This is a genomic window from Streptomyces xanthophaeus, from assembly GCF_000725805.1.
Taxonomy (GTDB): Bacteria; Actinomycetota; Actinomycetes; order Streptomycetales; family Streptomycetaceae; genus Streptomyces; species Streptomyces xanthophaeus.
Genome location: NZ_JOFT01000027.1, coordinates 152,898 through 177,997, shown reverse-complemented (window position 1 = coordinate 177,997; position 25,100 = coordinate 152,898). Strand labels below are relative to the sequence as shown.

Sequence of the window (25,100 nt, the reverse complement as noted above, 5' to 3'; positions counted from 1 at the left end):
CACACTAACGCTCCTGGTCATAGCTGTTACTTGACTGCTCGGAACCCGCGTTGCGTCCCTGCTGGACACCCCGCCGCAGGTTGCTCAACCTGCCACGGACGTCCTCCGGGGCGCGGGAGACCTGAGGGCCGCCCTGAGGGGTCGACTCCGCGGTGCCCTCGACCAGGTTGGCCTTGGGTACCCGCCGAGGGAGACCGGACGGGGTGACCCCGCCCGCCTTCGGCTCACGGAGCTTTCCGGCCTGCTGCCAGCGCTCGTCGTTGCGTGAGCGCCAGGCCGCCGTGCCTTCCGTCTCCTCCGGGGCCTGCTCCGGGGCGGCGGGCTGCTGCTGACGCTGCGGCCGCTGCTCGAAGAGGGATCCGGTGGACTCCGCTTCCTGCTGTGCCGGCTGCCACTGCTGCTGGCTGCCGCGACGCGGCAGGCCCGCTCCGGTCATCTGGTGGCCGGTGTCGGCAGCGGCGCCCGGACGGTCGAAGCCTACGCGTTCCGGGGCCTGTTCGGGACCGACCTGGGATTCCGATTCGGTCCCGTAATTCTGCTGGTAGCCCGCCGGGTAGCCGTTCTGCTCGGGCCACTCGGCCTGCTCCGACTGGGACTCGTAGCCGTCGTCGTAGCTCGCGGCGCCCTGCTGCTGGTCCTGGTAGTCGGCTTCCGGATAGCCATATCCCTGCTGGGGGTAGGCCTCGTAGCCCGGCTGGGCCGCGAACTCGTCGGGAGCCTCGTACGGAGCGTCGTAACCCTGCCCGGGCTGCTGCTCGTAGCCCTGGTACGGCTGGTAGCCGTGCTCAGGCTGGGGTTCCGGATAGCCCTGGGCGGACGGGTCGGTGCCCGTGCCGTACTGCTGGTCCTGCGGGAAGGAGACCTGGGCCTTCAGCGCGGCCCGTCGCTCCTCGGCGCCCAGGGACCGGCCCACGGGGTCCAGCTCGTGGCCCTCGGCGCCCTGCTGGTCGTAGCGGGAGTCGTCGAACCCGAGCTCGGCGGCGGTGCGCAGCGGGGCGGACTGCTGGCTCTGCTGCTCCGGAATGATCGAGGAGACCGTGAAGTCGTCGTCCGGAATGCCCTCGCCACCGCCACCGTGGGTGATGGCGTCGGGGAGCATGACCAGCGAGGTGGTGCCGGCCGCCTCGCCCGAGGGGCGCAGCTGGACGCGGATGCTGTGGCGGTCCGCCAGCCGGCCGACCACGAACAGGCCCATGCGCTGGGAGATCGCGGCGTCCACGGTCGGCGGGTTGGCCAGCTTGTGGTTGATGTCCGCGAAGTCCTCGGCGGTGAGGCCGATGCCCTTGTCGTGGATCTCGACCATCACGCGGCCGTCGGGCAGACGCGTGGCGTTCACCCGGACCTTGGTCTGCGGGGAGGAGAACGTGGTGGCGTTCTCCAGGAGCTCGGCCAGCAGGTGCACGAGGTCGGTCACGGCCTGGCCGTGGATCTCGGCCTCGGAGACGCCCGAGAGCTCGATGCGCTCGTACTGCTCCACCTCGGAGGAGGCGGCGCGCAGGACGTCGACGAGGGGGACCGGCTGGTCCCAGCGGCGGCCCGGTTCCTCACCCGCGAGGATGAGGAGGTTCTCGCCGTTGCGGCGCATACGGGTGGCCAGGTGGTCCAGGCGGAAGAGGTTCTCCAGCTGGTCCGGGTCCGCCTCGTTGTTCTCCAGGTCGGTGATGAGGGTCAGCTGGCCCTCGATCAGCGACTGGTTGCGCATGGAGAGGTTCGTGAAGATCGCGTTGACGTTCCCTCGCAGGAGGGCCTGCTCGGCGGCGAGCCGTACCGCTTCCTGGTGGACCTGGTCGAAGGCCCGGGCGACCTCGCCGATCTCGTCCTGGGAGTTGATCGGGATCGGTATGACCCGGGTGTCGACCTTGCCGGGATCGGTGCGCGAGAGCTGGTCGACGAGGGCCGGGAGACGCTGCTCGGCGACCTCGAAGGCGGCGGTGCGCAGGTGCGACATCGCGCGGCTCATCTGGCGGGCCATCATGCCGGCCAGGATGAAGGCCGCGAGCAGGGCGATCACGACGATGGCGCCGTTGATGATGGCGTCGTTGCGGGCGTCGTCGGAGATCGCGATGGTGTCCGTGACGGCCTTGTCGAGGAGTTCCTTCTCGATCTCGGCGTAGCCGTCGAACTTGGCGGTGGCGGCGTACTGCCAGGCCGTCGGCGTGGTGCCTTCGTCCGTCAGCTTCTTCTTGTTGTCGCCGCGGGCGATCGCCTCGGTCATGCCGGTGAGCGGGGAGTTGTTGACCACGGGCGGCGGCACGAAGCGGACACCGGCCTGCTCGGCGGCCGTCTTGGCCTCGGCGAGCTTGACGGCGCCTTCCTGCGACTTCTTGCCCATGACCTCCTTGAGGCGGTTCACGTCCTCCTCGGTGCCCGCCGCGACGTACTCGCCGATGGCGATCTCTTCGAGGTAGGCGTAGGAGGAGAAGGCGACCAGCTGGGCCTTGCGGATGTTCTCGTCCGTGCTCGGGCGCACCAGCAGGTGCGTGCCGACCGAGCGCTGGAGCGAGTTCGCGGCCTTGGCCAGCTGGATCGCGTAGACCATGCGGCCGTAGGAGGTCACGTTGCCGGTGCCGAGGCCCAGCTCGTTGGCGAACTGCATGAGGTAGTGCTGGACCAGCACGTAGCCCTCTTCGGTCGGGATGGGGCCCGCCGAGTTGGGGAGGTTCTTCTTGGCGCTCTCGATCTGGGCCTGGTACGCGGTCTTGCGCACCTGCTCCAGCTTGGGCTCCTCCGCGCGGAAGAGCTCCAGACGGCGCTCCAGGCCCTGCTGCTTGGGCATGTCCTGGACGGCCTTGTCGAACTTCGCCTTGGCCGTGTTGGTCGCCGCGTACGCCGTGGTGACGACCTCGCTCTTGGCGTTGCCGCTCAGCAGCGGCTCCGCGCTGAGGTCACGCTCGTTGAGCAGTGCCTGGCTGTACTCGGAAGAGGCCTGGACGACCCTGGCTATCTTCTCGGCGTCCTTGGCCTCGTTCCAGGTGTCGATGGAGCCCTTCACCTGGAAGCCGCCCATGACCAGTCCGACGAGGACGGGGACGAGCAGGATCGCGTTCAGACGGGTCGGCACACGCCAGTTGCGGGGCGAGAACCTGCTGGTGCTGCCGCTGCGCGCGGGTGGTTCCACGGGCACGTCGACGGGCGACGCGGCCGCTCGCGGCGGCGGGGTGAAGTTGCCGCGCGCGGGTTCATCCGCGGGGCTCGTGATGCTTCGCCTCACTCGACCAACAACCTCTCGGCGGTGCTACTAGCTAGTTCGTTGAATTCCAGCACGGTTAACGGCCGTGTTCCAAACAGTTGAAATCGGCCATTCCTAGAGCCTTATGCCCCGCATAAATCGGACATAAAGAGCTTCCTGCGGCAAAAATCGGCGGAGTTGTGAACGTAGGGGCACCAACCGAACGCACCCTGTGTCCACCTGGCTTCAATTCTCTGTCGAAACGTTATGAAGCAGAAGGGCGGGCCGTGTCGCAAGACACAGCCCGCCCCTCACGCGCGGCAGTTGAAAACGTGTTACTTGAGCCGTGCCATCAGGGCGTGCTCGACGAGCGTGATGAGCGCGCTCTTGGCGTCCGCGCGGTGGCGGGCGTCGGTCGTGATGATCGGGGCGCCGGGGCCGATCTGCAGGGCCTCGCGGACTTCCTCCGGGGTGTACGGCTGGTGCCCCTCGAAGCCGTTGAGCGCCACGACGAACGGCAGGCCGCTGTTCTCGAAGTAGTCGACGGCGGGGAAGCAGTCGGCGAGACGGCGGGTGTCCACGAGCACGATCGCACCGATGGCGCCGCGGACGAGGTCGTCCCACATGAACCAGAAGCGGTCCTGACCCGGCGTACCGAAGAGGTACAGGATCAGGTCCTGGTCCAGGGTGATGCGGCCGAAGTCCATGGCGACCGTGGTGGTCGTCTTGTCACCGGTGTGCGTGAGGTCGTCGATCCCCGCGCTGGCGCTGGTCATGACGGCTTCGGTGCGCAGCGGGTTGATCTCGGAGACGGCGCCGACGAACGTGGTCTTGCCCACGCCGAAGCCGCCCGCCACCACGATCTTCGCGGAGGTGGTGGAGCGAGCCGCTCCACCGCTAGATGTTCCGAAGGCCACTGAGCACCCTTTCGAGCAGCGTTACATCCGGCGTGCCGCCGGCCTCTCCATTGCCCGGCTGGTGGATGGCCACCATTCCGGCCTCCGCCAGGTCGGCGACGAGGATCCGGGCGACACCGAGCGGCATCGACAGCAGTGCGGAGACCTCCGCGACCGACTTGACCTCGCGGCACAGGGTGCAGATGCGCTGGTGCTCCGGGAGCAGGCCGGACAGGTGCATCGGATCGGCCGTGGTGCTGACCAGTGCCTCGATGGCGAGCTGGTAGCGGGGCCGGGTCCGGCCGCCGGTCATCGCGTACGGACGCACCAGCGGCTGGTCGCCTTCCGAGTACGAATCTCCGTACGCATCGGGATAGGCGGGGGGCGGGGTCATTGATCCTCCGGGAGCTCTGCGCGCAGGTCCGGGGTCAGGACGCTGCCCGCTCGGTCCACCAGGAGGGCCATCTCGTAGCCCACCAGGCCGATGTCGCACTCGGGGTGCGCCAGTACGGCCAGCGAGGATCCGTCCGAGACGGACATGAGGAAGAGGAATCCCCGGTCCATCTCGACCACGGTCTGGTTGACGGCGCCGCCCTCGAAGATCCGGGAGGCCCCGGCGGTCAACGAGGTCAGACCGGAGGCCACGGCCGTCCGTCGGCGGAGACCACCACGGTGTGGGACACCCCTGGGGTGTTGTCCACGAAGTTGGTGATCAACCAGTTCAGGTTCTGTGCCGCCTGGCTCATCGAACTCAACTATCGCTCCTGCTGGTAAGTGGGGTCGATGTGGTAACTGCCGGTCGCCGGTCCGCTGTTGCCGGCCTGACGACCCTGCTGGATACCGCGTCGGAGGTTGGTCAGACGGCCGCGTACGTCGTCGGGCGCACGCGAGACCTGAGGACCGGCCTGGGCCTCGGCCTGCTGCTGCGCGGTGCCGGCCACGAGGTTCGCCCGTGGGACCCGGCGGGGCAGCCCCGAGGTGGTGATGCCGCCGGCGGCGGGCTGGCGCACGCGCTCGGCCTGCCGCATCAGCTCGTCGTTGGGCGAGGAGCGCCAGCTGACGGTCGGCATGGCGCCGGTCGTCGCCGAGGCGGGGTCCGCCGCGAGCTCCTGGCCGCGCTGCGGCTGCTGCGGAGCAGGGGCCGACGGAGCGGACTGCTGCGGCTGCTGGGGTGCGGGCTGTCCCTGCGCGGGGGGCTGCTGCCCCTCCTCGCGGAACCAGTTCGACTCCAGCGTGTCGAAGATCGGGCTGCGGGCGTCGCCGGAGCTCTGCGCCGGGGGCAGGGCCTCCGGCCGGTGCGCCTGCGGGAGCCGCGGGGCCTCGGGCCGGGCCTGCGGTACGGGGGCGTACTCGCCGCCGGACTGCGGGGCCTGGTGCTGCGGCTGCTGCGGGGCCTGGGGCTGGCGGGCGAAGCCGCCGACACCGGGGCCGCCGGGCCGGGGGGCCTGGGTGCCCGGCCGGGCGAACTGCCCGGTCGTGGACTGGTCCGCGGGGCCGCGCAGCTCAGGGCGCTCGAACTGTCCGGTGGCGGACGGGCTCAGGGGGCCCCGTACGTCAGGACGCTCGAACTGCCCGGTGGTGCTGTTGCCGCCGTCCACCGGGGGCAGCGGCGCGCTGTAATCGGGGCGGGCGAACTCGGCCGTCGAACCGGGGCCCGACAGCTCGTCGTGGCCGCGGGCCTGGTCCGCGCCCCAGCTGGTGGTCTGCGGACCGGGCAGCTCGGGACGGGGTGCGCCACCGCGCGGCGGCAGCTGCGGCCGGGGGCCGCGCTGGGCCGGAGCGGCGGGCTGCTGCGGAGCCTGAGCCTGCTGAGCCTGCTGGGGCTGCGGCTGCTGCGGCCGCTCGAAGCCGTTGCCCTGGGGGAACGCGGCCGGAGCGGACGCCGGACGGGCCTGCGGACCGCCGGCCGGGCCACGGCCCGGCAGCGGCGCACCGGCACCGAAGGCACCCTGGCCCTGACCGGCCGTGGTCGGACCCGCCTGCGGGCGGGATCCGGGAGCACCGGGACCGCCCTGCTGCTGGGGCCGGCCGCCCTGGAGACCCTGCTGGTTCTGCTGGCTCTGCGGACGCTGCTGACCGGCGGAGCCGTCACGTCCGGGCAGGGCGGCACGCTGGCCGCCACCGGCGACCTGGCCGCGCTGCGGGGCCGCGCCCACGGTCGGACGCGCGCCCGCACCGGGCACGGAGGGCTGGCCGCCGGGGCCGCCCTGTCCACCGGGACCGCCCTGGCCCGGCATCGGACCCGGCTTCTTGCCGCCCTGGGCGACGTCCACCGGGAGCATGACGAGGGCCGTCGTACCGCCCGAGTCGGAGGGGCGCAGCTGGATGCGGATGCCGTGTCGCAGGGACAGGCGGCCGACCACGAACAGACCCATGCGGCGCGAGACGGAGACGTCCACGGTCGGCGGCGAGGCGAGCCGCTCGTTGATCGCGGCCAGGTCCTCGGGGGACAGGCCGATACCGGTGTCGTGGATCTCGACGAGCACACGGCCGTCGGGGAGCGCGTGACCGGTGACCTTGACCTTGGTCTGCGGGGAGGAGAACGAGGTCGCGTTCTCGAGCAGCTCGGCGAGGAGGTGCACGAGGTCGTTGACCACGCGGCCGGCGACGTCGGTGCCGGGCACCGAGGACAGCTCGATGCGCTCGTACTGCTCCACCTCGGACGCCGCGGCACGGAGCACGTCGACGAGCGGGACGGGGCGGGTCCACCGGCGGCCCGGCTCCTCGCCCGCGAGGACGAGGAGGTTTTCGCCGTTACGGCGCATGCGGGTCGCGAGGTGGTCGAGCTTGAAGAGCGAGGACAGCTGGTCCGGGTCGGCCTCGCGCGACTCCAGCTCGGAGATGAGCGAGAGCTGGCGCTGGATGAGGCCCTGCGAACGGCGCGAGAGGTTGGTGAACATCGCGTTGACGTTGCCTCGCAGGAGGGCCTGCTCGGCGGCGAGGCGGACGGCCTCGCGGTGCACGTCGTCGAAGGCCGCGGCCACCTGGCCGATCTCGTCGCGGGTGTGCACACCGACCGACTCCACGGACGTGTCGACGTCCTGCGGGTCGGACTCGGACAGCTGCTTGACGAGCTCGGGCAGACGGTCCTGGGCCACGCGCGTCGCGGTGTCCTGCAGGCGGCGCAGCGAGCGGATCATCGAGCGGGCCATGACGAAGGCGCCGACGAGGGAGACACCGAGGACGAGCAGGATCAGGGCACCGTTGATGATGGCGTCCTGCTGCGACTCGTTCTTGAGCTCGCGGGCCTTCTGCTCCATGTCCTCGAGCAGGGTCAGCTCGATGACCTTCATCGCCTGGAGCTTGGTGTCGTCGGCGTCGTACCAGTCCATCCAGGACCGGTTCTTCTCCTTGACGAACTGACCCTCGGTGCTCAGGACGCGGCGGGCGTAGTGGTCGGCGCTGCCGATCTCCGTGTTGCCGTCGCCGAGCGCGGCGAGGAGCTCCTCGGGCTTGCCCTGGTAGACGAGTTCGAAGGTCTTCTTCGACTGGCTCTCGCCGCGGAGCGCGGAGAGGGCGAACAGACGGTCGTTCTCGAGCAGCTTGCCCTGGCGCTCGCTGCTGTCCGGGAGGGACGCGGCGATGATCGCGCGCTGGATGGAGGCGTACTCCTTGGCGGAGGAGAAGGCCGCCAGGGCGCGCGTGCGCTTGATCATCTCCGGGCTGGAGGTGGCCTGCGCCATGTCCTGGGAGAGCGAGAGGAGCGAGACGATCAGCGAGTTGTACTCGGTGACGGTCTGCTGGGCACCGTTGAGGTACGCCTTGCGGCGGATGTCCTCGATGCCGGTGAGCTGACGGCCGATCTGCAGGATGTTGTTGCGGATCGACTTGAGGGTCTCGTCCTTGTCCTGCGCGCTGTCGACCTTGTCGGTCGCGGCGGCGAAGGCCGTGGCGGCGGAGTCGGTCGTGTCGCGGACGCCCTCGACGATGCTGTTCGCCTTGCCCGGGGCCACCGACAGGGGGCCCGCGGACTTGTCCCGCTCCTCCTGGAGCGCGGCGGCCAGGTTGGTGGCCTGGCGGGTCATCGTCGTCAGCAGCTGCATGTGCTCCAGCTGTGCGATGTCGTTGAGCGAGTCGTTGATGCGGAAGCCACCGAGCGTGGTGGCCGCGACGACCGGCAGGGTCAGCAGCGACACGAGTCGCGTGCTGATGCGCCAGTTCTGCATGGCGAGGCGGGAGCCGGGCCCACTGGGGGCCTTCGGTATCGCCACGTCCTGCTCGACCGCACCGGCCTTGGGCTTGTCCTTGGCGGACTTCCCGCGGCCCTTCGCCTTCACCGTGGCGGAGGCGTCGGGGCGTGCTCCTTCGACAGCCGGCCCGCGGTTCTGGGCGTGCTGGGGCGAGGAGCCACGGTCGGTCCCGCCGCGCGGCTCCTGCTCCGCCGCAGCTTCCCCACGGCCCTGGCGGGCCTGGGGAGACCCCTTGCCATCCCTCTTAGATCGTCCCTGCACTAGCGTCGCAACCTCTGGACCAGGCGTCCTACCGGGCGACCGGTGGGACGGTGTCGAGTCGTGGGGCACTGACGGCCCCATGGTGGTCGTCGGTGACCGGCGCGTCTCCCTCTCCTTGCCGCCGCGCTCGGCGCTGAGTCGCGCCACCTGCGCGCCGGCTGATTCCCGCGGCGGTCCCGCGAATTCCAGCACAGTGGAGGATCTCCAACAAGGTGCGGGTGTCGGCCCGGAGAGTCGGTGACGGCTTGTGACAGAGGCGCTACTCGATGTGGTGCGCCTTTCAGGATGAATCGGACTTACGTCATCCAAACAGTGCGGCTGGCAAGGTGTCCCAGTCCTGATGATCAGGAGCGGAATGACGCATTCAGTGGCGCAATGTCCGTTTCGTGGTGCGGAATTGACTGTCCGTTATGACCTGAATGCCTGGTCACTGGTGAGCAAACTCACACAGCCGTGGCCATTACTTCCTGGTTCGGCGGGGGATTCAGATGTTTAGCCTTGCCCCTTCAAGGGTTGACGCACGCGACACACGCGACAACCGACACCCCACGACAGACCGAGGGTCCAGAACTCCGATGAAGACGACGCGACCGATGTTCCGCAACATAGCCAACCCCCGCCGCACCACCCTCGCGCACCTCAAGGACGCGGAGGAGCTGCAGGCGCCCCTGGCCCCGGAGCACGCCGTCGAGCTGCCGACCCAGACCGCGAACCCGCGCCGCACGATCCTGATGGACGCCCCGGTCGCCGCCGCCGCGCAGTAGGCGCGGCGCAAAGGAACGCGAAGCGTCCCTGCCCGCCGCGTTAGCCTGGGGTCCGCAGACTCCAGCCAGCGGAAATACAGAGGGGCAGACGCAACACGTGCGCATCGCCAGGTTCTCGATCGACGGCAATGTCGCCTTCGGCGCCGTAGAGGGCTCCGCCCCCGACGAGCTCGTCCTCGACATCATCAAGGGCATTCCGTTCGCGGACTTCGAGCTCTCCGGTACGAAGGTTCCGCTCAGCAAGGTCCGGCTGCTGCCGCCCGTGCTCCCCAACAAGGTCGTGGCCGTCGGCCGCAACTATGCGGAGCACGCGGCGGAGCTGGGCAACGAGGTGCCCGACGCGCCGATCACCTTCTTCAAGCCCTCCACCTCGGTGGTCGGCTCCGGCGACCCGATCGCGTACCCCTCGTTCTCCCAGGACGTCCACCACGAGGCGGAGCTCGCCGTCGTCATCGGCCGCATGTGCCGCGAAGTGCCCCGGGAGCGCGTCAAGGACGTCATCCTCGGCTACACCTGCGCCAACGACGTCACCGCGCGCGACGTCCAGCAGCGGGAGAAGCAGTGGGCCCGCGCCAAGGGCTTCGACAGCGCCTGCCCCCTCGGCCCCTGGATCGAGACCGACCTGGACCCGAGCGACCTCACGATCCAGTGCACGGTCAACGGCGAACAGCGCCAGCTCGGCCGCACCAGCCAGATGGTCCGCTCGGTCGAGGACCTGGTCGTGCACATCTCCGAGGCCATGACGCTCCTCCCGGGCGACGTCATCCTCACGGGGACCCCGGCCGGAGTCGGCCCCCTGAACGTCGGCGACGAGGTCGCCGTCACCATCGAAGGCATCGGCACTCTCACCAACAAGGTGATCAAGCGTGGTTAACGGACCCTCCCCCAAGCTCTCGGCTCCGCTGGAGCAGGGGGTACCCCCTCGCGTACGTTTCTGTCCCTCCCCGACCGGCAACCCCCACGTGGGCCTGGTCCGGACCGCCCTCTTCAACTGGGCGTTCGCCCGCCACCACGGCGGTACGTTCGTCTTCCGCATCGAGGACACCGACGCGGCCCGTGACTCCGAGGAGTCCTACGAGCAGCTCCTCGACTCGATGCGCTGGCTCGGCTTCACCTGGGACGAGGGCCCCGAGGTCGGCGGCCCGCACGCGCCGTACCGCCAGTCCGAGCGCATGGCCATCTACCAGGACGTCGCGCAGAAGCTGCTCGACGGCGGCCACGCGTACTACTGCTACTGCACCACCGAGGAGCTCGACGCGCGCCGTGCGGCCGCCCGCGCGGCCGGCAAGCCCTCCGGCTACGACGGCCACTGCCGCGAGCTGACCCAGGTGCAGGTGGAGGCGTACCAGGGCGAGCACCGCGCCTCGATCGTCCGCTTCCGGATGCCCGACGAGACCATCACCTTCACCGACCTGGTCCGCGGCGAGCTGTCCTTCACCCCCGAGAACGTGCCGGACTTCGGCATCGTCCGGGCGAACGGCGCCCCGCTGTACACCCTGGTCAACCCGGTCGACGACGCGCTGATGGAGATCACGCACGTGCTGCGCGGCGAGGACCTGCTGTCCTCCACCCCGCGCCAGATCGCCCTGTACAAGGCACTGATCGAGCTGGGCGTCGCCAAGACCACCCCCGCCTTCGGCCACCTGCCGTACGTGATGGGCGAGGGCAACAAGAAGCTCTCCAAGCGCGACCCCGAGGCCTCGCTCAACCTCTACCGCGAGCGCGGCTTCCTCCCCGAGGGCCTGCTGAACTACCTCTCGCTCCTCGGCTGGTCCTTCTCCAAGGACCAGGACGTCTTCTCGATCGAGGAGATGGTCTCGAAGTTCGACATCGACGGGGTGAACGCCAACCCGGCGCGCTTCGACCTGAAGAAGGCCGAGTCGATCAACGGCGACCACATCCGCCTGCTCGACCCGAAGGCCTTCGCGGACGCCTGCACCCCGTGGCTGACCGCCCCGCACGCCAACTGGGAGCCCGAGGACTTCGACGCCGAGGCCTGGGCGGCCATCGCGCCGTACGCCCAGACCCGGGTGACCGTCCTGTCGGACATCACCGCCAACGTGGACTTCCTGTTCCGCAAGGAGCCGGTCGAGGACCAGCCCTCCTGGGACAAGGCCATGAAGGGCGACCCGGCCGCCCTCCTGACGACCGCGCGCGAGCACCTCGCCGCCGCCGACTGGAACGACCCGGAGTCCCTCAAGCAGGCCGTCCTGACGGCCGGCGAGGCCCACGGGCTCAAGCTCGGCAAGGCCCAGGCGCCCGTCCGCGTCGCCGTCACCGGCCGCACGGTCGGCCTGCCGCTCTTCGAGTCCCTGCAGATCCTGGGCCGGGACAGGTCCCTCTCCCGCATCGACGCGGCCCTGGCCAAGCTCGCCGCGTAACGCTGCGCACTCCCCGCAGGGGGCGGCGGCCGGATTCCCGGCCGCCGCCCCCTGCGGCGTTGTCACAGGCGCGCCCTAGGGTTCCCCAAGAACGATCACTGCCCTCTCCCGGACCCCGGAGGCCCAGCGTGCCGATGACCCCGCCCGACTACTCCTGGCACTTCACCCGGGGCGCTGCCTTCGCCTACGAGGACGGGATGACGGGGACCCTCGCCCCGGTCGTCATAGGCGACGTGACCCTGCCCACGGGCCGGATCGTCGCCTGCGACCCCTTCGTGTACCTCGGCACGGGCGACATGGAGCCCTTCAGCGTGACGGTGGACCCGGGCCGCTACCGGGCCGAGGCCGCCGTCGCCACGCTGGTGCGCCCCGGTGACCCGCAGGACGCCCGGCCCCACACCCGGGTCGCCGCCGCGCGTCTCGTCATCCGGGACGCGCCGGCCACGAGCTGGGAGATGGCCGTGGACGAGGGCCAGGACCCCGCCGTCCTCGACGAGGACGAGTTCTACGGCTATGGGGTGGACGCCGGCACCGGCTGCTTCTACGACGCCTGCGCCGACGGCTCCTTCCCCGGCACCGAGGACGAGCAGGGACCGGTGTGGGCCGCCATGGAGTCGGCGGAGGACGGGCCGGGCGTCTTCCTGGCCGAGGCCGAGGACGGTCACACCCTCGCGGGCTTCTCCTCCGGATGGGGCGACGGCTGCTACCCGACCTGGGTCGGGCGCGACGCCGAGGGCCGGGTCACCTGCTTCGTGACGGACTTCCTCGTCGTGCCCACGGCGCAGGTGCCCCCGGCGTAGGCTCGGCCGCATGCCGATCCGTGCCGTGCTGTGGGACATCGACGACACCCTCTTCGACTACACGGGGGCCGACGCCGCAGGCCTCGCGCGCCAGCTGGACGCGGAGCGCCTCGGGGAGCGGTACGGCACCCCCGAGCAGGCCCTCGCCGTGTGGCGGGAGATCACCGACCGGCACTGGGGGCGCTTCGCGGCCGGGGAGGTCACCTTCCAGGGGCAGCGCCTGGACCGGGTCCGCGACTTCCTGGAGGCGCCGGGGATGACCGACGCCGAGAGCCTGATCTGGTTCGACCGGTACGTGGAGCACTACCAGGCCGCCTGGGCCCTCTTCCCCGACGTGGTGCCCGTACTGGACGCCCTCGCGGCCACGCACCGGCACGGGGTGCTCTCCAACTCCAGCCTGGCCAATCAGGACCCCAAGCTGCGCCGCCTCGGCCTTCGGGAGCGCTTCGAGGTGCTGGTGTGCGCCGCCGAGCTGGGCGTCAGCAAGCCGGACGCGGCGGCCTTCCTCGCCGCCTGCGAGGCGCTCGGGCTGCCGCCCGGGGACGTGGCGTACGTGGGGGACCAGCCGGAGATCGACGCGCGGGGGGCCCGCGACGCGGGGCTCGTCGCGGTCTGGCTCGACCGCACCGCGGGCAGCCGGGGGCCGGGGCCCGACGGCGTGCACCGGATCACCGGGCTCGAACGGCTGCCGGAGCTGCTGGCCGGGGATACCCGTTTTGGAGCACGGTCAGGCATCCGGTAATGTTCTTTCTGCGCCGCCGGAGCGGGCCGAAAGGCCGGACGGAGGCGCCACCAAAAAAAGGAAAGCCCCCACAGGGGGTTGACTTTTGGTGGGGTATAGTGTAATTGGCAACACGAGGGTTTCTGGTTCCCTTATTCTAGGTTCGAGTCCTGGTACCCCAGCGCAGTGCAGTAGTGACGCAGTGCTTGCCCCCGTTGTGTAGCGGCCTAGCACGCCGCCCTCTCAAGGCGGTAGCGCCGGTTCGAATCCGGTCGGGGGTACAGATCCTTCCCGCGAGATCTCCAGGGTCGCACCCGGACGTCTTGATGCAGGATCGCTAGGGCCCCCGTTGTGTAGCGGCCTAGCACGCCGCCCTCTCAAGGCGGTAGCGCCGGTTCGAATCCGGTCGGGGGTACTGTTGGTCTGGTCTAGACCACTTTGGGCTATAGTGTAATTGGCAACACGAGGGTTTCTGGTTCCCTTATTCTAGGTTCGAGTCCTGGTAGCCCAGCGCAGTAACAGCAGCACCAGCTAGCCCCCGTTGTGTAGCGGCCTAGCACGCCGCCCTCTCAAGGCGGTAGCGCCGGTTCGAATCCGGTCGGGGGTACGCATCGAAGAGGCCCTCCGCGTTCATCGCGGAGGGCCTCTTCGCCGTTTCCGGCCGTGCCCGCCCGTGAGCCGGCTCCGGGTGCAAGTACGGGCCCGGCGGCGCGTGTTCGGACGTGTGCGGCGTCGTACGCGCCCCCGGGCCCGGGGGTGGAAGAGGAAGAGGAAGAGGGGGAAGGGGTCTACGGACCGGCGGGCGCTCAGCCGGAGCGGCGCAGCGCCTCCGTGAGCCGGGCGGCCGCGTCGATGACGGCCTGGGCGTGCATCCGGCCCGGGTGGCGCGTCAGGCGCTCGATCGGCCCGGAGACCGATACGGAAGCCACCACGCGGTTCGAGGGCCCGCGCACCGGCGCCGAGACGGAGGCCACGCCGGGCTCCCGCTCGCCGATCGACTGAGCCCAGCCGCGGCGCCGCACGCCCGACAGGGCGGTCGCGGTGAAGCGCGCGCCCTGCAGGCCCCGGTGGAGCCGCTCGGGCTCCTCCCAGGCCATCAGGATCTGCGCGGCCGAGCCGGCCTTCATCGGGAGCGTGGAGCCCACCGGGACGGTGTCCCGCAGGCCCGACAGCCGCTCGGCGGCCGCCACGCAGATGCGCATGTCTCCCTGACGGCGGTAGAGCTGTGCGCTCTCGCCCGTCACGTCCCGGAGATGGGTGAGTACCGGTCCCGCCGTGGCCAGCAGGCGGTCCTCGCCGGCCGCGGCGGCGAGCTCCGCCAGCCGCGGGCCGAGGATGAACCGGCCCTGCATGTCCCTCGCCACCATCCGGTGGTGTTCCAAAGCCACGGCAAGGCGATGTGCCGTGGGTCGTGCGAGCCCTGTCGCCGCGACCAGCCCGGCGAGGGTGGCCGGACCGGACTCCAGTGCGCTCAGTACCAGAGCTGCCTTGTCGAGAACGCCGACGCCGCTAGAGTTGTCCATGAAACGATATTCACGTCTCACACTGTGAAACGCAAGTTCAATTTTTCCAAGAACCAGCGAGTCTGTATGTGCGGGTCCACGAACCACTGGGTCCGAGCCGTCGTCCGGGACGTGGGGTACGGGCGATCAGGCGCACCAGGTCTCTATGAAGCGCCGGCACAACCGGCCGGCCGGAGGGAAAGCGATGGGTAGGACACTCGCGGAGAAGGTCTGGGACGACCATGTCGTCCGGCGCGCTGAAGGCGAGCCCGACCTCCTCTTCATCGATCTGCACCTGCTGCACGAGGTGACCAGCCCGCAGGCCTTCGAGGGTCTGCGCCAGGCCGGCCGCAAGGTCCGACGCCTCGACCTCACCATCGCGACCGAGGACCACAACACCCCCACCATCGACATCGACAAGCCGATCGCGGACCCGGTCTCCCGGGCCCAGCTGGAGACGCTGCGCAAGAACTGCGCCGAGTTCGGTGTGCGCCTGCATTCGCTGGGTGACGTCGAACAGGGCGTCGTCCACGTCGTGGGACCGCAGCTGGGTCTGACCCAGCCGGGAACCACCGTGGTCTGCGGCGACTCGCACACCTCCACGCACGGCGCCTTCGGCGCGCTGGCCTTCGGCATCGGCACCAGCCAGGTCGAGCACGTGCTGGCCACCCAGACGCTGCCGCTGGCCCGTCCGAAGACCATGGCGATCACCGTCACCGGCGCGCTGGCCGAGGGCGTCACCGCCAAGGACCTGATCCTGGCCATCATCGCCAGGATCGGCACCGGCGGCGGCCAGGGCTACGTCCTGGAGTACCGCGGCGAGGCCATCGAGAAGCTGTCGATGGAAGCCCGCATGACCATCTGCAACATGTCGATCGAGGCCGGCGCCCGGGCGGGCATGATCGCCCCCGACCAGACCACCTTCGACTACCTCCAGGGCCGCGACCACGCCCCCGAGGGCGCGGACTGGGACGCGGCGGTCGCCTACTGGCAGACCCTGCGCACCGACGACGACGCGGTCTTCGACGCCGAGGTCGTCATCGACGGCACCACGCTGTCCCCGTTCGTCACCTGGGGCACCAACCCGGGCCAGGGCGCGCCCCTGTCGGCCAGCGTCCCCGACCCGGCTTCGTACGAAGACGCTTCGGAGCGCCACGCCGCCGAAAAGGCCCTGGAGTACATGGGGTTGACCGCCGGGCAGCCGCTGCGTGACATCAAGGTCGACACCGTCTTCGTAGGTTCGTGCACCAACGGCCGCATCGAGGACCTGCGCGCCGTCGCCGGGATCATCGAGGGCCGCAAAGTCGCCGACGGCGTACGGATGCTGGTCGTCCCCGGCTCGGTCCGGGTGGCCCTGCAGGCCGTGGAAGAGGGCCTGGACAAGGTCTTCAAGGAGGCCGGCGCCGAATGGCGGCACGCGGGCTGCTCGATGTGTCTGGGCATGAACCCCGACCAACTGGCGCCCGGTGAGCGTTCCGCGTCCACCTCCAACCGCAACTTCGAGGGCCGGCAGGGCAAGGGCGGGCGGACCCACCTGGTCTCCCCGCAGGTGGCCGCCGCCACCGCGGTGCTGGGCCATCTGGCCTCGCCCGCCGACCTGTCCGAAGCCCCCGCGACCGCCGGAGTCTGAACACCATGGAAGCCTTCACCACCCACACCGGCCGGGCCGTTCCGCTGCGCCGCAGCAACGTCGACACCGACCAGATCATCCCGGCCCACTGGCTGAAGAAGATCACCCGCGACGGGTTCGAGGACGGGCTGTTCGAGGCCTGGCGCAAGGACCCGGAGTTCATCACGAACCGCCCGGAGCGCGCGGGCGCCACCGTGCTGGTGGCCGGCCCCGACTTCGGTACCGGTTCCTCGCGCGAGCACGCCGTCTGGGCCCTGCAGAACTTCGGCTTCAAGACGGTCATCTCCTCCCGCTTCGCCGACATCTTCCGCGGGAACTCGCTGAAGAACGGCCTGCTGACCGTCGTCCTGCCGCAGGAGACCGTCGACCGGCTGTGGGCGCTGACCGAGGCCGACCCGACCGCCGAGGTCACCGTCGACCTGGTCGACCGCCAGGTGCGAGCCGAGGGCATCGAGGCGGAGTTCGAACTCGACGACAACGCCCGCTGGAGGCTGCTGGAGGGGCTGGACGACATCTCGCTCACCCTTCAGAACGAAGCGGACATCGCGACCTACGAAAGCGGTCGCCCGGCCTACAAGCCGCGCACGATTAGGGCCTGATTCCGGCCTGATCAGCGCTTATTCGCCTTCGGGTGATCACATAGGCAACACTGTGCCCCTCGCCTTACGGCGGGGGGCACAGGCGTTTGTTGAGGCCCCGTGAGGCGACAACTCGCCCCAGATGGCACAATCTGTGCATGGAACGCGACAGTCAACTCGAGCTCTACGAGCTCGTCGCGGACCGGTTGAAAGAAGCACACACACGGGTGCGCTCACTGCAAGTCCCGGAGGGCGTAAGGATGGCGCTGTCCCGGAAGCTGTTGGTCGTCACAGCCGCGGCGAAGCACGATCTCGCCGATGCGGCAAGGCGCCTGGACAGGTTGATGAAGGACCTCGACGAGGGTCGATTCCCTGAAGGCGACTGATGCGAAGGAACTCCGTAACGGCCTACAGCGTTGCGGCACTAGGGTGATTAGCCCGTTTCGTGTTTGATTTGCGGTATATATCCGCCTAACGTGCGAAATAAGCTTGAACACATTCGTTCTGGCGAAGTCTCCGAAGGGGAAGACGTTGAACAAGGCGCAGCTCGTAGAAGCGATTGCCGACAAGCTGGGCGGCCGCCAGCAGGCCGCGGACGCTGTCGACGCGGTACTGGACGCGATCGTCCGCGCTACCGTCGCGGGCGACCGGGTCTCGGTCACGGGCTTCGGCTCGTTCGAGAAGGTCGACCGTCCGGCCCGTTACGCCCGCAACCCGCAGACGGGTGAGCGCGTCCGGGTCAAGAAGACCTCCGTCCCCCGTTTCCGTGCGGGCCAGGGCTTCAAGGACCTGGTCAGCGGCACCAAGAAGCTGCCCAAGGGCGGCGAGGTGTCGGTGAAGAAGGCGCCCAAGGGCAGCCTCACCGGTGGTGCTTCCGCGACGGTCAAGAAGGCCGCGGCCAAGAAGGCCACCACCGCCAAGAAGGCGGCGGCGAAGACCACGGTCGCGAAGAAGGTCACGGCCAAGAAGGCCACCGCCACCGCCAAGAAGGCCGCGGTCAAGAGCACGGCGACCGCGAAGAAGGCGACGGCCACGGCGAAGAAGGCCACGGCCACCGCCAAGAAGGCGACCCCCGCGGCGAAGAAGACCACCGCCACCGCGAAGAAGACCGCCCCGGCGGCCAAGAAGGCCACCGCTGCGACGAAGGCGCCCGCCAAGAAGACGGCGACGCGCAAGGCCACCGCGAAGAAGACCACCGCCCGCAAGAAGTAGGGGCACGAGTCACACACGCCGGGCCGGCTTCCCTCCTGGGGGGAAGCCGGCCCGCGGTGCTGTCCTCGCGGGCCGGGGCGGCGTACGACGGCCCGGCGGCTCAGAAGGTCTGGAGCGTGACCAGGGTGATCCGAAGGTCCGTGCCCGCGCCGTCCGTCTCGATCCGCACCCGCTGTCCCGGGCGCAGCAGCCGCAGGCCGCCCGCGTCGAAGGCCGGGGCCTCGAAGGGCACCGGGGTGCCGTCGTCCAGCAGCACACTGCCGCTGCGGGTCTGGGAGTCGTACGTGTACGCGGTCGCCTGCATACCGGAACTGTATCGGGCGGTGTGAAGGCCCACACCGAGGACGAGCGCCGTCCTCAGGTCCGCCGCCGTGTCCACGTCCCGGCGCACGCTGTCGACGCCGGACAGGGAGATTTCCACCGCGCCCGAGGCCGAATGCCGGGCCCGGGACGGGCCGCCGAACGAGGGTGTCAATTCGACGTCCGGGGCTGCGGAAAGCAAGGTCGTGCCGATTCCGGCCGCATCCGCCAGAAATGCCCGGGGAAATTCCGAGGCGTTTTCGAGCACGCGTAGCAATTCGGATGGCCGCAGCGCGGGCAGATCCGCGTTCATCGCGGCCACCGCCGCGGCGGGCCGGGCCCTGCGCACCGCCCGCGCCCCGTGGGCCAGCGCCGCGTTGAGCCCCGCCCCGGGGGCGTCCGGGACGATCCGCGCCCCCAGCCGGGCCAGTTCCGTCCCGGCCGCGGGGTCGTCCGTGACGACCACCACATCCGCGACCGCGGCGCAGGCCAGCGCCCCTGCCACGGTGTCCTGGGCGAAGGCCAGCGCCAGCCCCGGACGGGAGGCCCCCACGGCCGCCGCGAGACGGCTCTTCGCAAGCGCCAGCGGCTTCAGCGGGACCACCAGGCTCCAGACGGCGTTCGTGGCCGCTCCCCTTCCCTCCGGCGCTCTCCGGCACGGTCCCGGCCCATGGTCAGGTCATGGCCGGGTCATGTGTCGGCCCATTGTCGCCTCCAGCCGGGCCGCAGAGGAGTCCGGTGCCCTGAGCGGGGCGTACGGTGTTCTCGACAGAGACCGGGCCTGGAGCGACACTTGTCCGGCCGACGAGGTGCCCCAAGCCGCGCACCGGTCCTAGAGGAAGGTGTCCGAGTGTCCCGCCGCAGAATCGGCTTCTGGTACCGCCTGGCAGCGGTCATCGCGAAACCGCCGCTGGTAGTGCTCTTCAAGCGGGACTGGCGGGGAATGGAGCACATTCCGGCCGAGGGCGGCTTTATCACCGCCGTCAATCACAACTCGTATCTGGACCCGCTCTCCTACGCGCACTTCCAGTACAACACCGGCCGGGTGCCCCGATTGCTCGCGAAGGCCGCCCTCTTCAAGGTCCCGATTGTCGGATCGATCCTGCGCGGCAGCGGGCAGATCCCGGTCTACCGGGAGAGCACCAACGCCCTCGACGCATTCCGGGCGGCGGTGGAGGCGATCGAGAGCGGCGAATGCGTGGCCTTTTACCCGGAAGGCACCCTCACCCGCGACCCCGACATGTGGCCGATGGCCGGCAAGACCGGCGCCGCCCGGGTCGCACTGATCACGAGGGCCCCCGTCATTCCGGTGGCCCAGTGGGGCGCCAACCTCGCGATGCCGCCCTACGCCGAGGAGAACAAGGTCCGGCTCTTCCCGCGCAAGACCCTCCAGGTGCTCGCCGGACCGCCCGTGGACCTCTCGGCCTTCTACGACCGGGAACCGACCCCGGACGTGCTCAAGGAGGCGACCGAGGTCATCATGGCGGCCGTCACCGGGCTGCTGGAGGAAGTGCGGGGCGAACGCGCGCCCGCGCAGCCGTACGACCATCGCAAGGCCAGGGAGCAGCAGCGGCACAAGGCCGCGGGGGAGGGCAAGAAGTGACGAACGCCGTGAAGGCCACCGTCTTCGGAACCGGCTCGTGGGGCACGGCCTTCGCCATCGTCCTCGCCGACGCGGGGTGCGAGGTGACCCTGTGGGGCCGCCGCCAGGAGCTGGTCGAAGCCATCAACACCGGCCGGACCAACCCGGACTACTTCCCCGACGTCGAACTCCCCGCAGGGATCCGGGCCACCACCGACCCGGCCGAGGCCGCGGCCGGCGCCGACTTCACCGTCCTCGCCGTCCCCTCCCAGACCCTGCGCGGCAACCTCGCCGCATGGGCACCCCTGCTGGCGCCCGACACCGTGCTCGTCTCCCTGATGAAGGGCGTCGAACTCGGCACGACCAAGCGGATGAGCGAGGTCATCGAGGAGGTGGCCAAGGTCCCCGCCGAGCGGGTCGCCGTGGTCACCGGCCCCAACCTGGCCCGTGAGATCGCCGCCCGCCAGCCCGCCGCCTCGGTGGTCGCCTGTGTGGACGAGGACGTGGCCCGGCGCCTCCAGGCCGCCTGCCACACCCCGTACTTCCGCCCGTACACGAGCACCGACGTCATCGGCTGCGAGCTCGGCGGCGCGGTCAAGAACGTCATCGGCCTGGCCGTCGGCATCGCCGACGGCATGGGACTGGGCGACAACACCAAGGGCTCCCTCATCACCCGGGGCCTGGCCGAAGCCACCCGGCTGGGCCTGGCGATGGGCGCCGACCCGCTCACCTTCTCCGGTCTCGCGGGCCTCGGCGACCTGGTCGCCACCTGCTCCTCGCCGCTCTCCCGGAACCACACCTTCGGCATCAACCTCGGCCGGGGCATGACCCTGGAGGAGACCATCGCGGTCACCAAGCAGACCGCCGAAGGCGTCAAGTCCTGCCAGTCGGTGGCGGATCTGGCCAGGCGCCACGGGGTCGACATGCCGATCACCGACACCGTGGTCGACATCGTCCACCACGGCAAGCCCCCGCTGGTCGCGCTCAAGGAACTGATGGGACGCAGCGCCAAAGCGGAACGGCGCTGACTCCAATCCGGACGTCTGAGCGGGTACTCTCGTGGCGATATGAGCAGCGAGAACCTCCCCCAGACCCCTGAGCAGCAGGGCCGCAAGCCCCGCGTGGCCGTCGTGTTCGGCGGCCGCAGCTCGGAACACGCCATCTCGGTCGTCACCGCGGGCGCCGTGTTGCGCTCCATCGACCGTTCCAAGTACGAGGTGCTGCCCATCGGCATCACCACGGACGGCCGGTGGGCGCTGACCGCCGACGCGCCCGAGCGGATGGCCATCGCCGACGGCCGGCTCCCGGACGCCGGCCGGCTCGCGGAGTCCGAGGGCTCCGTCGTGCTCTCCGTCGACCCGGCCAGCCGCGAGGTCGTCTACACCGAGCCGGGCGCCGTCCCCAAGGCCCTGGGCGAGGTCGACGTCGTCTTCCCCGTGCTCCACGGCCCCTACGGCGAGGACGGCACCCTCCAGGGGCTCCTGGAGCTCTCCGGCATCCCGTACGTCGGCTCGGGCGTCCTCGCCTCGGCCGTCGGCCAGGACAAGGACTACATGAAGCGGGTGTTCACCTCCTTCGGGCTGCGCGTCGGCCCGTACGTGACCATCCGCCCCCGCGAGTGGGAAGCCGACCGAGACGCCGCCCGCGGCAAGATCCTGGACTTCGCCGCCGAGCACGGCTGGCCGCTGTTCATCAAGCCCGCCCGGGCCGGCTCCTCCATCGGCATCACCAAGGTCGACGAGCCCTCCGGCCTGGACGCCGCCCTCCAGGAGGCCCGCCGCCACGACCCGAAGATCATCGTGGAGGCGCTGCTGCGCGGCCGCGAGATCGAGTGCGGGGTCCTGGAGTTCGAGGACGGGCCGCGCGCCAGCGCCCCCGCCGAGATCCCGCCGGTCTCCAGCCACGACTTCTACGACTTCGAGGCGAAGTACATCGACTCCGCCTCCGGGATCGTGCCCGCCCCGCTCACCCCGGAGCAGACCGCCGAGGTGCAGAAGCTCGCGATCGAGGCCTTCGAGGCCGCGTCCTGCGAGGGCCTGGTGCGCGCCGACTTCTTCCTCACGGAGGACGGCACCTTCGTGATCAACGAGATCAACACCATGCCGGGCTTCACCCCGATCTCCATGTACCCGCGCATGTGGCAGGAGACGGGCGTCGAGTACCAGGAACTGGTGGACCTCCTGATCCAGGCGGCCCTGCGCCGCTCCACCGGGCTGCGCTAGAACGCCCGCCGCACAGCAGCGACCGCCCGCCGGGAATCCCGGCGGGCGGTCGCTGTGAGTGCGAGGTGTTCAGTAGGAGGAGACGCCCTCGGGCACGGTCTCGGCGATCGCGGTGGACAGGCCGACCAGCATCCCCGCATCCGTGGCATGCTCCTTGTCGACCACGACCTCCGTGTACGCCTCCCGCATCCCGGTGGTGAACCGGAAGCCCCCGTCGTCGAGCTTCTCCAGCAGCCAGGCCACGTCGTTGACGTGGATGCCCTCCTGCTCCGGATCAGCCATCTTCTGGGGCCTGGGGATACCGCACCGCAGTACGATCGCCGAGCCGCCCCATGCGGCGGTCAGCGCTGACTCCGGCTCGATACGGGTCCGCGCCAGGCCGGCCACCGTCTCCGGGAGCTCCTCGTGCAGCGCTGCACAGAGCCCCGCGACGTCGGCGGGCGGCGTGGGCGGCGGATCCACCCGGGTCGGGGAACCGCCCGGGGCACAGCCCGCGAGGACCGCTACGGCCACCGCGGTGGGCAGGGCCAGGACACGAAGGGGCCGGTGGTGGAGGGACATCACCGGCCAAGAGTAGACGGGGGCTACAGATGGACCACCGGGCAGGTCAAGGTGCGGGTGATCCCCTCCACCTGCTGGACCTTGGCGACGACCATGCGGCCGAGCTCGTCCACGGTGTCGGCCTGGGCGCGCACGATCACGTCGTACGGGCCCGTCACGTCCTCGGCCTGGATCACCCCCGGGATCTGCCCGATGGACTCGGCGACGAACGACGCCTTGCCCACCTCGGTCTGGATAAGGATGTACGCCTGTACCACGGAACCTCCAGGGCGGCCACGAGGATCATTTCCCCTAACCTTCGGGTGGGCCCCGCACAATCAACAGGGCCGGGGGAAGAAGGGACGCCACGGTACCGCGTCACCGCGTGCCACGGGGAGACCCTTCCCCTACGTGCCGTGGGGACACCCCATGGGTCCGGCGCCACGCACCGCGGGGCGTACGGAGAGCAGAAGTTGACGTATCTGTTGACGGTACCCAGAGCTGTGACGGCTCGCGACCGCAAGCGGACTGGGCAAGAAGGGGCACAGCGATGAAGGGCACTGTGGGCGAGCTGGGGGAGTTCGGGCTCATTCGTGAACTCACCTCACGGCTCACCACCACCCCGGCCGTCCGGCTCGGGCCGGGCGACGACGCCGCGGTGGTGTCGGCCCCCGACCGGCGGGTCGTGGCGAGCACGGACATCCTGCTGGAGGGAAGGCACTTCCGGCGCGACTGGTCCACGGCCTACGACGTCGGCCGCAAGGCCGCCGCGCAGAACCTCGCCGACATCGCCGCCATGGGCGCGGTGCCGACCGCGCTCCTGCTCGGCCTGGTGGTCCCGGCCGAGCTGCCGGTCACCTGGCCCACCGAGCTGATGGACGGCATCCGCGACGAGTGCCAGGTGGCCGGTGCGGCCGTGGTCGGCGGGGACGTGGTCCGCGGCGACACCATCACCGTCGCGATCACCGCCCTCGGCGACCTGCGCAACCACGAACCCGTCCTGCGTTCCGGCGCCCAGCCCGGCGACGTCGTCGCCGTCACCGGCTGGCTCGGCTGGTCCGCCGCGGGCTTCGCCGTGCTCTCGCGCGGCTTCCGCTCCCCGCGGGCCTTCGTCGAGGCGCACCGCCGCCCGGAGCCCCCGTACCACGCGGGCCCCGCGGCCGCCGGCCTCGGCGCCACCGCCATGACCGACGTCAGTGACGGCCTGATCGCGGACCTCGGCCACATCGCCGAGGCCAGCAAGGTGCGGATCGACCTGCGCACGGCGGCCGTCGATATCCCGACGCAGATGCACGACATCGGCCAGGCCGTCGGCGTGGACCCCCTGCAGTGGGTGCTGACCGGGGGAGAGGACCACGCGATCGTGGCCACCTTCCCGCCCGACGTGAAGCTGCCGGCCCGCTGGAAGGTCATCGGCGAGGTGCTCAACCGCTCAGCCCTGCCCCAGGTGACCGTCGACGGCGCGCCCTGGGCCAGCGCCGGCGGCTGGGACCACTTCGGAGCCGACCCGGTCCCCGAGGAGAACCCGCGATGAGCGGCGCCCCGCCGCTGTGCCTGACCGTCGCCGGATCCGACTCCGGCGGCGGCGCGGGCATCCAGGCCGACCTGAAGACCATGCTCGCGCTCGGCGTGCACGGCATGAGCGTGGTCACCGCCGTGACCGCCCAGAACTCGCTCGGGGTACGGGGAGTCTGGGAACTGCCCGCCGAGGCCGTCACGGCCCAGTACCGGGCCGTCGTGGACGACATCGGCGTACGGGCCGTGAAGACCGGCATGCTCTCCTCCGCCGTTCTGGTGGAGACGGTGGCCGCACTCCTGGCCACCACCGACGCCCCGGCCGTCGTCGACCCCGTGGGCGTCTCCAAGCACGGGGACGCCCTGCTCGCCGCCTCGGCCCTGGAGGCCGTACGCAAGGAGCTGCTCCCGAGGGCCACGGTGGCCACGCCGAACCTGGACGAGGTGGCGCAGCTCACGGGCGTGAGCGTGCACGACGAGGACGGCATGCGCCGGGCCGCCGACGCCGTCCTCGGATACGGGCCGCAGTGGGCGCTCATCAAGGGCGGGCACCTCGCGGCGCACGGCGGCGAGGCCGTGGACCTGCTGACCGACGGGACCGAGGAGCGGTGGCTCCGGGCGCCGCGCTACGACAACCGGCACACCCACGGCACCGGCTGCACCCTCGCCAGCGCGATCGCCGCGGGCCTCGCGCAGGGACTGACCGTCCCGGAGTCCGTCACCGCGGCCAAGGAGTACGTCACGGGCGCCATCGCCGCGGGCTTCGCGCTCGGCGGGGGCATCGGCCCCGTGGACCACGCCTGGCGCCGGCGCTGAGGAAAGGCAAAAGGCCGGTTC

General features: G+C 70.5%; 21 protein-coding genes, 5 tRNA genes and 2 pseudogenes. 19 read left to right on the top strand and 9 right to left on the bottom strand.

The genetic code is table 11. The features are described 5' to 3' along the window. Positions 1–4 precede the first annotated feature (4 nt). The 5 genes and pseudogenes from IO30_RS0118065 to IO30_RS0118045 all read right to left on the bottom strand — a co-directional run bounded on the left by IO30_RS0118065 (position 5) and on the right by IO30_RS0118045 (position 8,516). Positions 5–3,211 carry a sensor histidine kinase gene (locus tag IO30_RS0118065; RefSeq protein ID WP_051859527.1) on the bottom strand — a complete coding sequence of 1,069 codons (3,207 nt, stop codon included), beginning with the start codon at positions 3,209–3,211 and terminating at the stop codon, positions 5–7. 293 nt (positions 3,212–3,504) lie between these two features. Then, complete coding sequence (locus IO30_RS0118060) at positions 3,505–4,086, bottom strand: GTP-binding protein (protein WP_031144253.1); 582 nt, start codon at positions 4,084–4,086, stop codon at positions 3,505–3,507. Further along, the gene (locus IO30_RS0118055; RefSeq protein ID WP_030037344.1) at positions 4,067–4,459 is read right to left on the bottom strand and encodes a DUF742 domain-containing protein; all 393 of its coding nucleotides are present in this window, start codon (positions 4,457–4,459) and stop codon (positions 4,067–4,069) included. Before IO30_RS0118055 ends, IO30_RS0118060 begins: the two co-directional genes overlap by 20 nt. Further along, positions 4,456–4,811: pseudogene (locus IO30_RS40635) on the bottom strand (roadblock/LC7 domain-containing protein). Before IO30_RS40635 ends, IO30_RS0118055 begins: the two are co-directional and overlap by 4 nt. A gap of 9 nt (positions 4,812–4,820) precedes the next feature. Further along, positions 4,821–8,516, bottom strand: a complete 3,696-nt coding sequence (locus IO30_RS0118045) for a sensor histidine kinase (RefSeq protein ID WP_037894409.1) — start codon at positions 8,514–8,516, stop codon at positions 4,821–4,823. Positions 8,517–9,091: 575 nt separating this feature from the next. Here IO30_RS0118045 and IO30_RS0118040 point away from each other — a divergent pair. The 10 genes from IO30_RS0118040 (at position 9,092) to IO30_RS0117995 (ending at position 13,789) form a co-directional block, all read left to right on the top strand. Further along, positions 9,092–9,280, top strand: a complete 189-nt coding sequence (locus IO30_RS0118040; RefSeq protein ID WP_031144250.1) for a hypothetical protein — start codon at positions 9,092–9,094, stop codon at positions 9,278–9,280. Positions 9,281–9,377: 97 nt separating this feature from the next. Continuing rightward, positions 9,378–10,154, top strand: a complete 777-nt coding sequence (locus IO30_RS0118035) for a fumarylacetoacetate hydrolase family protein (RefSeq protein ID WP_031144249.1) — start codon at positions 9,378–9,380, stop codon at positions 10,152–10,154. Beyond that, the gene (gene gltX / locus IO30_RS0118030) at positions 10,147–11,661 is read left to right on the top strand and encodes a glutamate--tRNA ligase (RefSeq protein WP_051859526.1); all 1,515 of its coding nucleotides are present in this window, start codon (positions 10,147–10,149) and stop codon (positions 11,659–11,661) included. Before IO30_RS0118035 ends, gltX begins: the two co-directional genes overlap by 8 nt. A 128-nt stretch (positions 11,662–11,789) precedes the next feature. After that, positions 11,790–12,461 (top strand): DUF4241 domain-containing protein, encoded by a 672-nt coding sequence (locus IO30_RS0118025; RefSeq protein WP_031144245.1) that lies wholly within the window; start codon positions 11,790–11,792, stop codon positions 12,459–12,461. A gap of 10 nt (positions 12,462–12,471) precedes the next feature. Next, a complete protein-coding gene (locus IO30_RS0118020; protein WP_031144243.1) occupies positions 12,472–13,203 on the top strand; it encodes an HAD family hydrolase in 732 nt (243 codons plus the stop codon). Between the two features lie 89 nt (positions 13,204–13,292). Then, a tRNA-Gln gene (locus IO30_RS0118015) sits at positions 13,293–13,364 on the top strand. A gap of 26 nt (positions 13,365–13,390) precedes the next feature. After that, positions 13,391–13,463: transfer RNA gene (locus tag IO30_RS0118010), tRNA-Glu, on the top strand. Positions 13,464–13,524: 61 nt separating this feature from the next. Further along, positions 13,525–13,597, top strand: a tRNA-Glu gene (locus IO30_RS0118005). A gap of 24 nt (positions 13,598–13,621) precedes the next feature. Continuing rightward, positions 13,622–13,693, top strand: a tRNA-Gln gene (locus IO30_RS0118000). Between the two features lie 23 nt (positions 13,694–13,716). Beyond that, positions 13,717–13,789 (top strand) — tRNA-Glu (locus IO30_RS0117995). A gap of 199 nt (positions 13,790–13,988) precedes the next feature. Here the strand turns inward: IO30_RS0117995 and ndgR are convergent. Then, a complete protein-coding gene (gene ndgR / locus IO30_RS0117990) occupies positions 13,989–14,705 on the bottom strand; it encodes an IclR family transcriptional regulator NdgR (RefSeq protein ID WP_007266782.1) in 717 nt (238 codons plus the stop codon). 184 nt (positions 14,706–14,889) lie between these two features. On the opposite strand from ndgR, the gene leuC reads away from it, so the two are divergent. From leuC to IO30_RS0117970, 4 genes are all read left to right on the top strand, one after another. Further along, complete coding sequence (leuC, locus tag IO30_RS0117985) at positions 14,890–16,314, top strand: 3-isopropylmalate dehydratase large subunit (RefSeq protein WP_031144241.1); 1,425 nt, start codon at positions 14,890–14,892, stop codon at positions 16,312–16,314. Positions 16,315–16,319: 5 nt separating this feature from the next. Then, positions 16,320–16,913 (top strand): 3-isopropylmalate dehydratase small subunit, encoded by a 594-nt coding sequence (gene leuD, locus IO30_RS0117980; protein WP_031144239.1) that lies wholly within the window; start codon positions 16,320–16,322, stop codon positions 16,911–16,913. Positions 16,914–17,050: 137 nt separating this feature from the next. Then, positions 17,051–17,278 carry an SCO5555 family protein gene (locus IO30_RS0117975; protein WP_030009267.1) on the top strand — a complete coding sequence of 76 codons (228 nt, stop codon included), beginning with the start codon at positions 17,051–17,053 and terminating at the stop codon, positions 17,276–17,278. A gap of 145 nt (positions 17,279–17,423) precedes the next feature. After that, a complete protein-coding gene (locus tag IO30_RS0117970) occupies positions 17,424–18,104 on the top strand; it encodes an HU family DNA-binding protein (protein ID WP_031144235.1) in 681 nt (226 codons plus the stop codon). Between the two features lie 307 nt (positions 18,105–18,411). On the opposite strand, the pseudogene cofC reads toward IO30_RS0117970, so the two are convergent. Then, positions 18,412–19,011: pseudogene (gene cofC, locus IO30_RS0117965) on the bottom strand (2-phospho-L-lactate guanylyltransferase); the annotation flags it as partial. Positions 19,012–19,254: 243 nt separating this feature from the next. Here cofC and IO30_RS0117960 point away from each other — a divergent pair. Genes IO30_RS0117960 through IO30_RS0117950 form a run of 3 tightly spaced genes read left to right on the top strand, consistent with a single transcriptional unit; the run spans position 19,255 to position 22,208 of the window. Further along, positions 19,255–20,007: a lysophospholipid acyltransferase family protein gene (locus IO30_RS0117960; RefSeq protein WP_031144231.1), complete on the top strand. Its 753-nt coding sequence runs from the start codon at positions 19,255–19,257 to the stop codon at positions 20,005–20,007. Next, positions 20,004–21,014, top strand: coding sequence for an NAD(P)H-dependent glycerol-3-phosphate dehydrogenase (locus IO30_RS0117955; protein ID WP_031144229.1), 1,011 nt, complete (start codon positions 20,004–20,006; stop codon positions 21,012–21,014). The genes IO30_RS0117960 and IO30_RS0117955 overlap by 4 nt, the downstream gene beginning before the upstream one ends. A gap of 39 nt (positions 21,015–21,053) precedes the next feature. Next, complete coding sequence (locus IO30_RS0117950; protein WP_031144227.1) at positions 21,054–22,208, top strand: D-alanine--D-alanine ligase family protein; 1,155 nt, start codon at positions 21,054–21,056, stop codon at positions 22,206–22,208. A 69-nt stretch (positions 22,209–22,277) separates the two neighbouring features. Here IO30_RS0117950 and IO30_RS0117945 read toward each other — a convergent pair whose 3' ends face one another. Both IO30_RS0117945 and IO30_RS0117940 read right to left on the bottom strand, forming a co-directional pair. After that, complete coding sequence (locus IO30_RS0117945; protein ID WP_031144225.1) at positions 22,278–22,769, bottom strand: DUF3515 domain-containing protein; 492 nt, start codon at positions 22,767–22,769, stop codon at positions 22,278–22,280. 23 nt (positions 22,770–22,792) lie between these two features. Continuing rightward, the gene (locus IO30_RS0117940; RefSeq protein ID WP_030028650.1) at positions 22,793–23,026 is read right to left on the bottom strand and encodes an Lrp/AsnC family transcriptional regulator; all 234 of its coding nucleotides are present in this window, start codon (positions 23,024–23,026) and stop codon (positions 22,793–22,795) included. A gap of 272 nt (positions 23,027–23,298) precedes the next feature. Between IO30_RS0117940 and IO30_RS0117935 the strand changes: the two genes are divergently transcribed. Both IO30_RS0117935 and thiD read left to right on the top strand, forming a co-directional pair. Next, positions 23,299–24,282 (top strand): thiamine-phosphate kinase, encoded by a 984-nt coding sequence (locus tag IO30_RS0117935; RefSeq protein ID WP_031144221.1) that lies wholly within the window; start codon positions 23,299–23,301, stop codon positions 24,280–24,282. Further along, positions 24,279–25,079, top strand: a complete 801-nt coding sequence (gene thiD / locus IO30_RS0117930) for a bifunctional hydroxymethylpyrimidine kinase/phosphomethylpyrimidine kinase (protein ID WP_031144219.1) — start codon at positions 24,279–24,281, stop codon at positions 25,077–25,079. Before IO30_RS0117935 ends, thiD begins: the two co-directional genes overlap by 4 nt. Positions 25,080–25,100: the final 21 nt, after the last annotated feature.

What these genes read in the sequence shown, in the direction of transcription:
- IO30_RS0118040 (WP_031144250.1), top strand. Translation starts at nt 9,092, where the DNA reads ATGAAGACGACGCGACCGATGTTCCGCAACATAGCCAACCCCCGCCGC.
- leuC (WP_031144241.1), top strand. Translation starts at nt 14,890, where the DNA reads ATGGGTAGGACACTCGCGGAGAAGGTCTGGGACGACCATGTCGTCCGG.
- leuD (WP_031144239.1), top strand. Translation starts at nt 16,320, where the DNA reads ATGGAAGCCTTCACCACCCACACCGGCCGGGCCGTTCCGCTGCGCCGC.
- ndgR (WP_007266782.1), bottom strand. Translation starts at nt 14,705, where the DNA reads ATGGACAACTCTAGCGGCGTCGGCGTTCTCGACAAGGCAGCTCTGGTA.
- IO30_RS0118055 (WP_030037344.1), bottom strand. Translation starts at nt 4,459, where the DNA reads ATGACCCCGCCCCCCGCCTATCCCGATGCGTACGGAGATTCGTACTCG.
- IO30_RS0117945 (WP_031144225.1), bottom strand. Translation starts at nt 22,769, where the DNA reads ATGTCCCTCCACCACCGGCCCCTTCGTGTCCTGGCCCTGCCCACCGCG.
- IO30_RS0117975 (WP_030009267.1), top strand. Translation starts at nt 17,051, where the DNA reads ATGGAACGCGACAGTCAACTCGAGCTCTACGAGCTCGTCGCGGACCGG.
- IO30_RS0117950 (WP_031144227.1), top strand. Translation starts at nt 21,054, where the DNA reads ATGAGCAGCGAGAACCTCCCCCAGACCCCTGAGCAGCAGGGCCGCAAG.
- IO30_RS0118020 (WP_031144243.1), top strand. Translation starts at nt 12,472, where the DNA reads ATGCCGATCCGTGCCGTGCTGTGGGACATCGACGACACCCTCTTCGAC.
- IO30_RS0117935 (WP_031144221.1), top strand. Translation starts at nt 23,299, where the DNA reads ATGAAGGGCACTGTGGGCGAGCTGGGGGAGTTCGGGCTCATTCGTGAA.
- thiD (WP_031144219.1), top strand. Translation starts at nt 24,279, where the DNA reads ATGAGCGGCGCCCCGCCGCTGTGCCTGACCGTCGCCGGATCCGACTCC.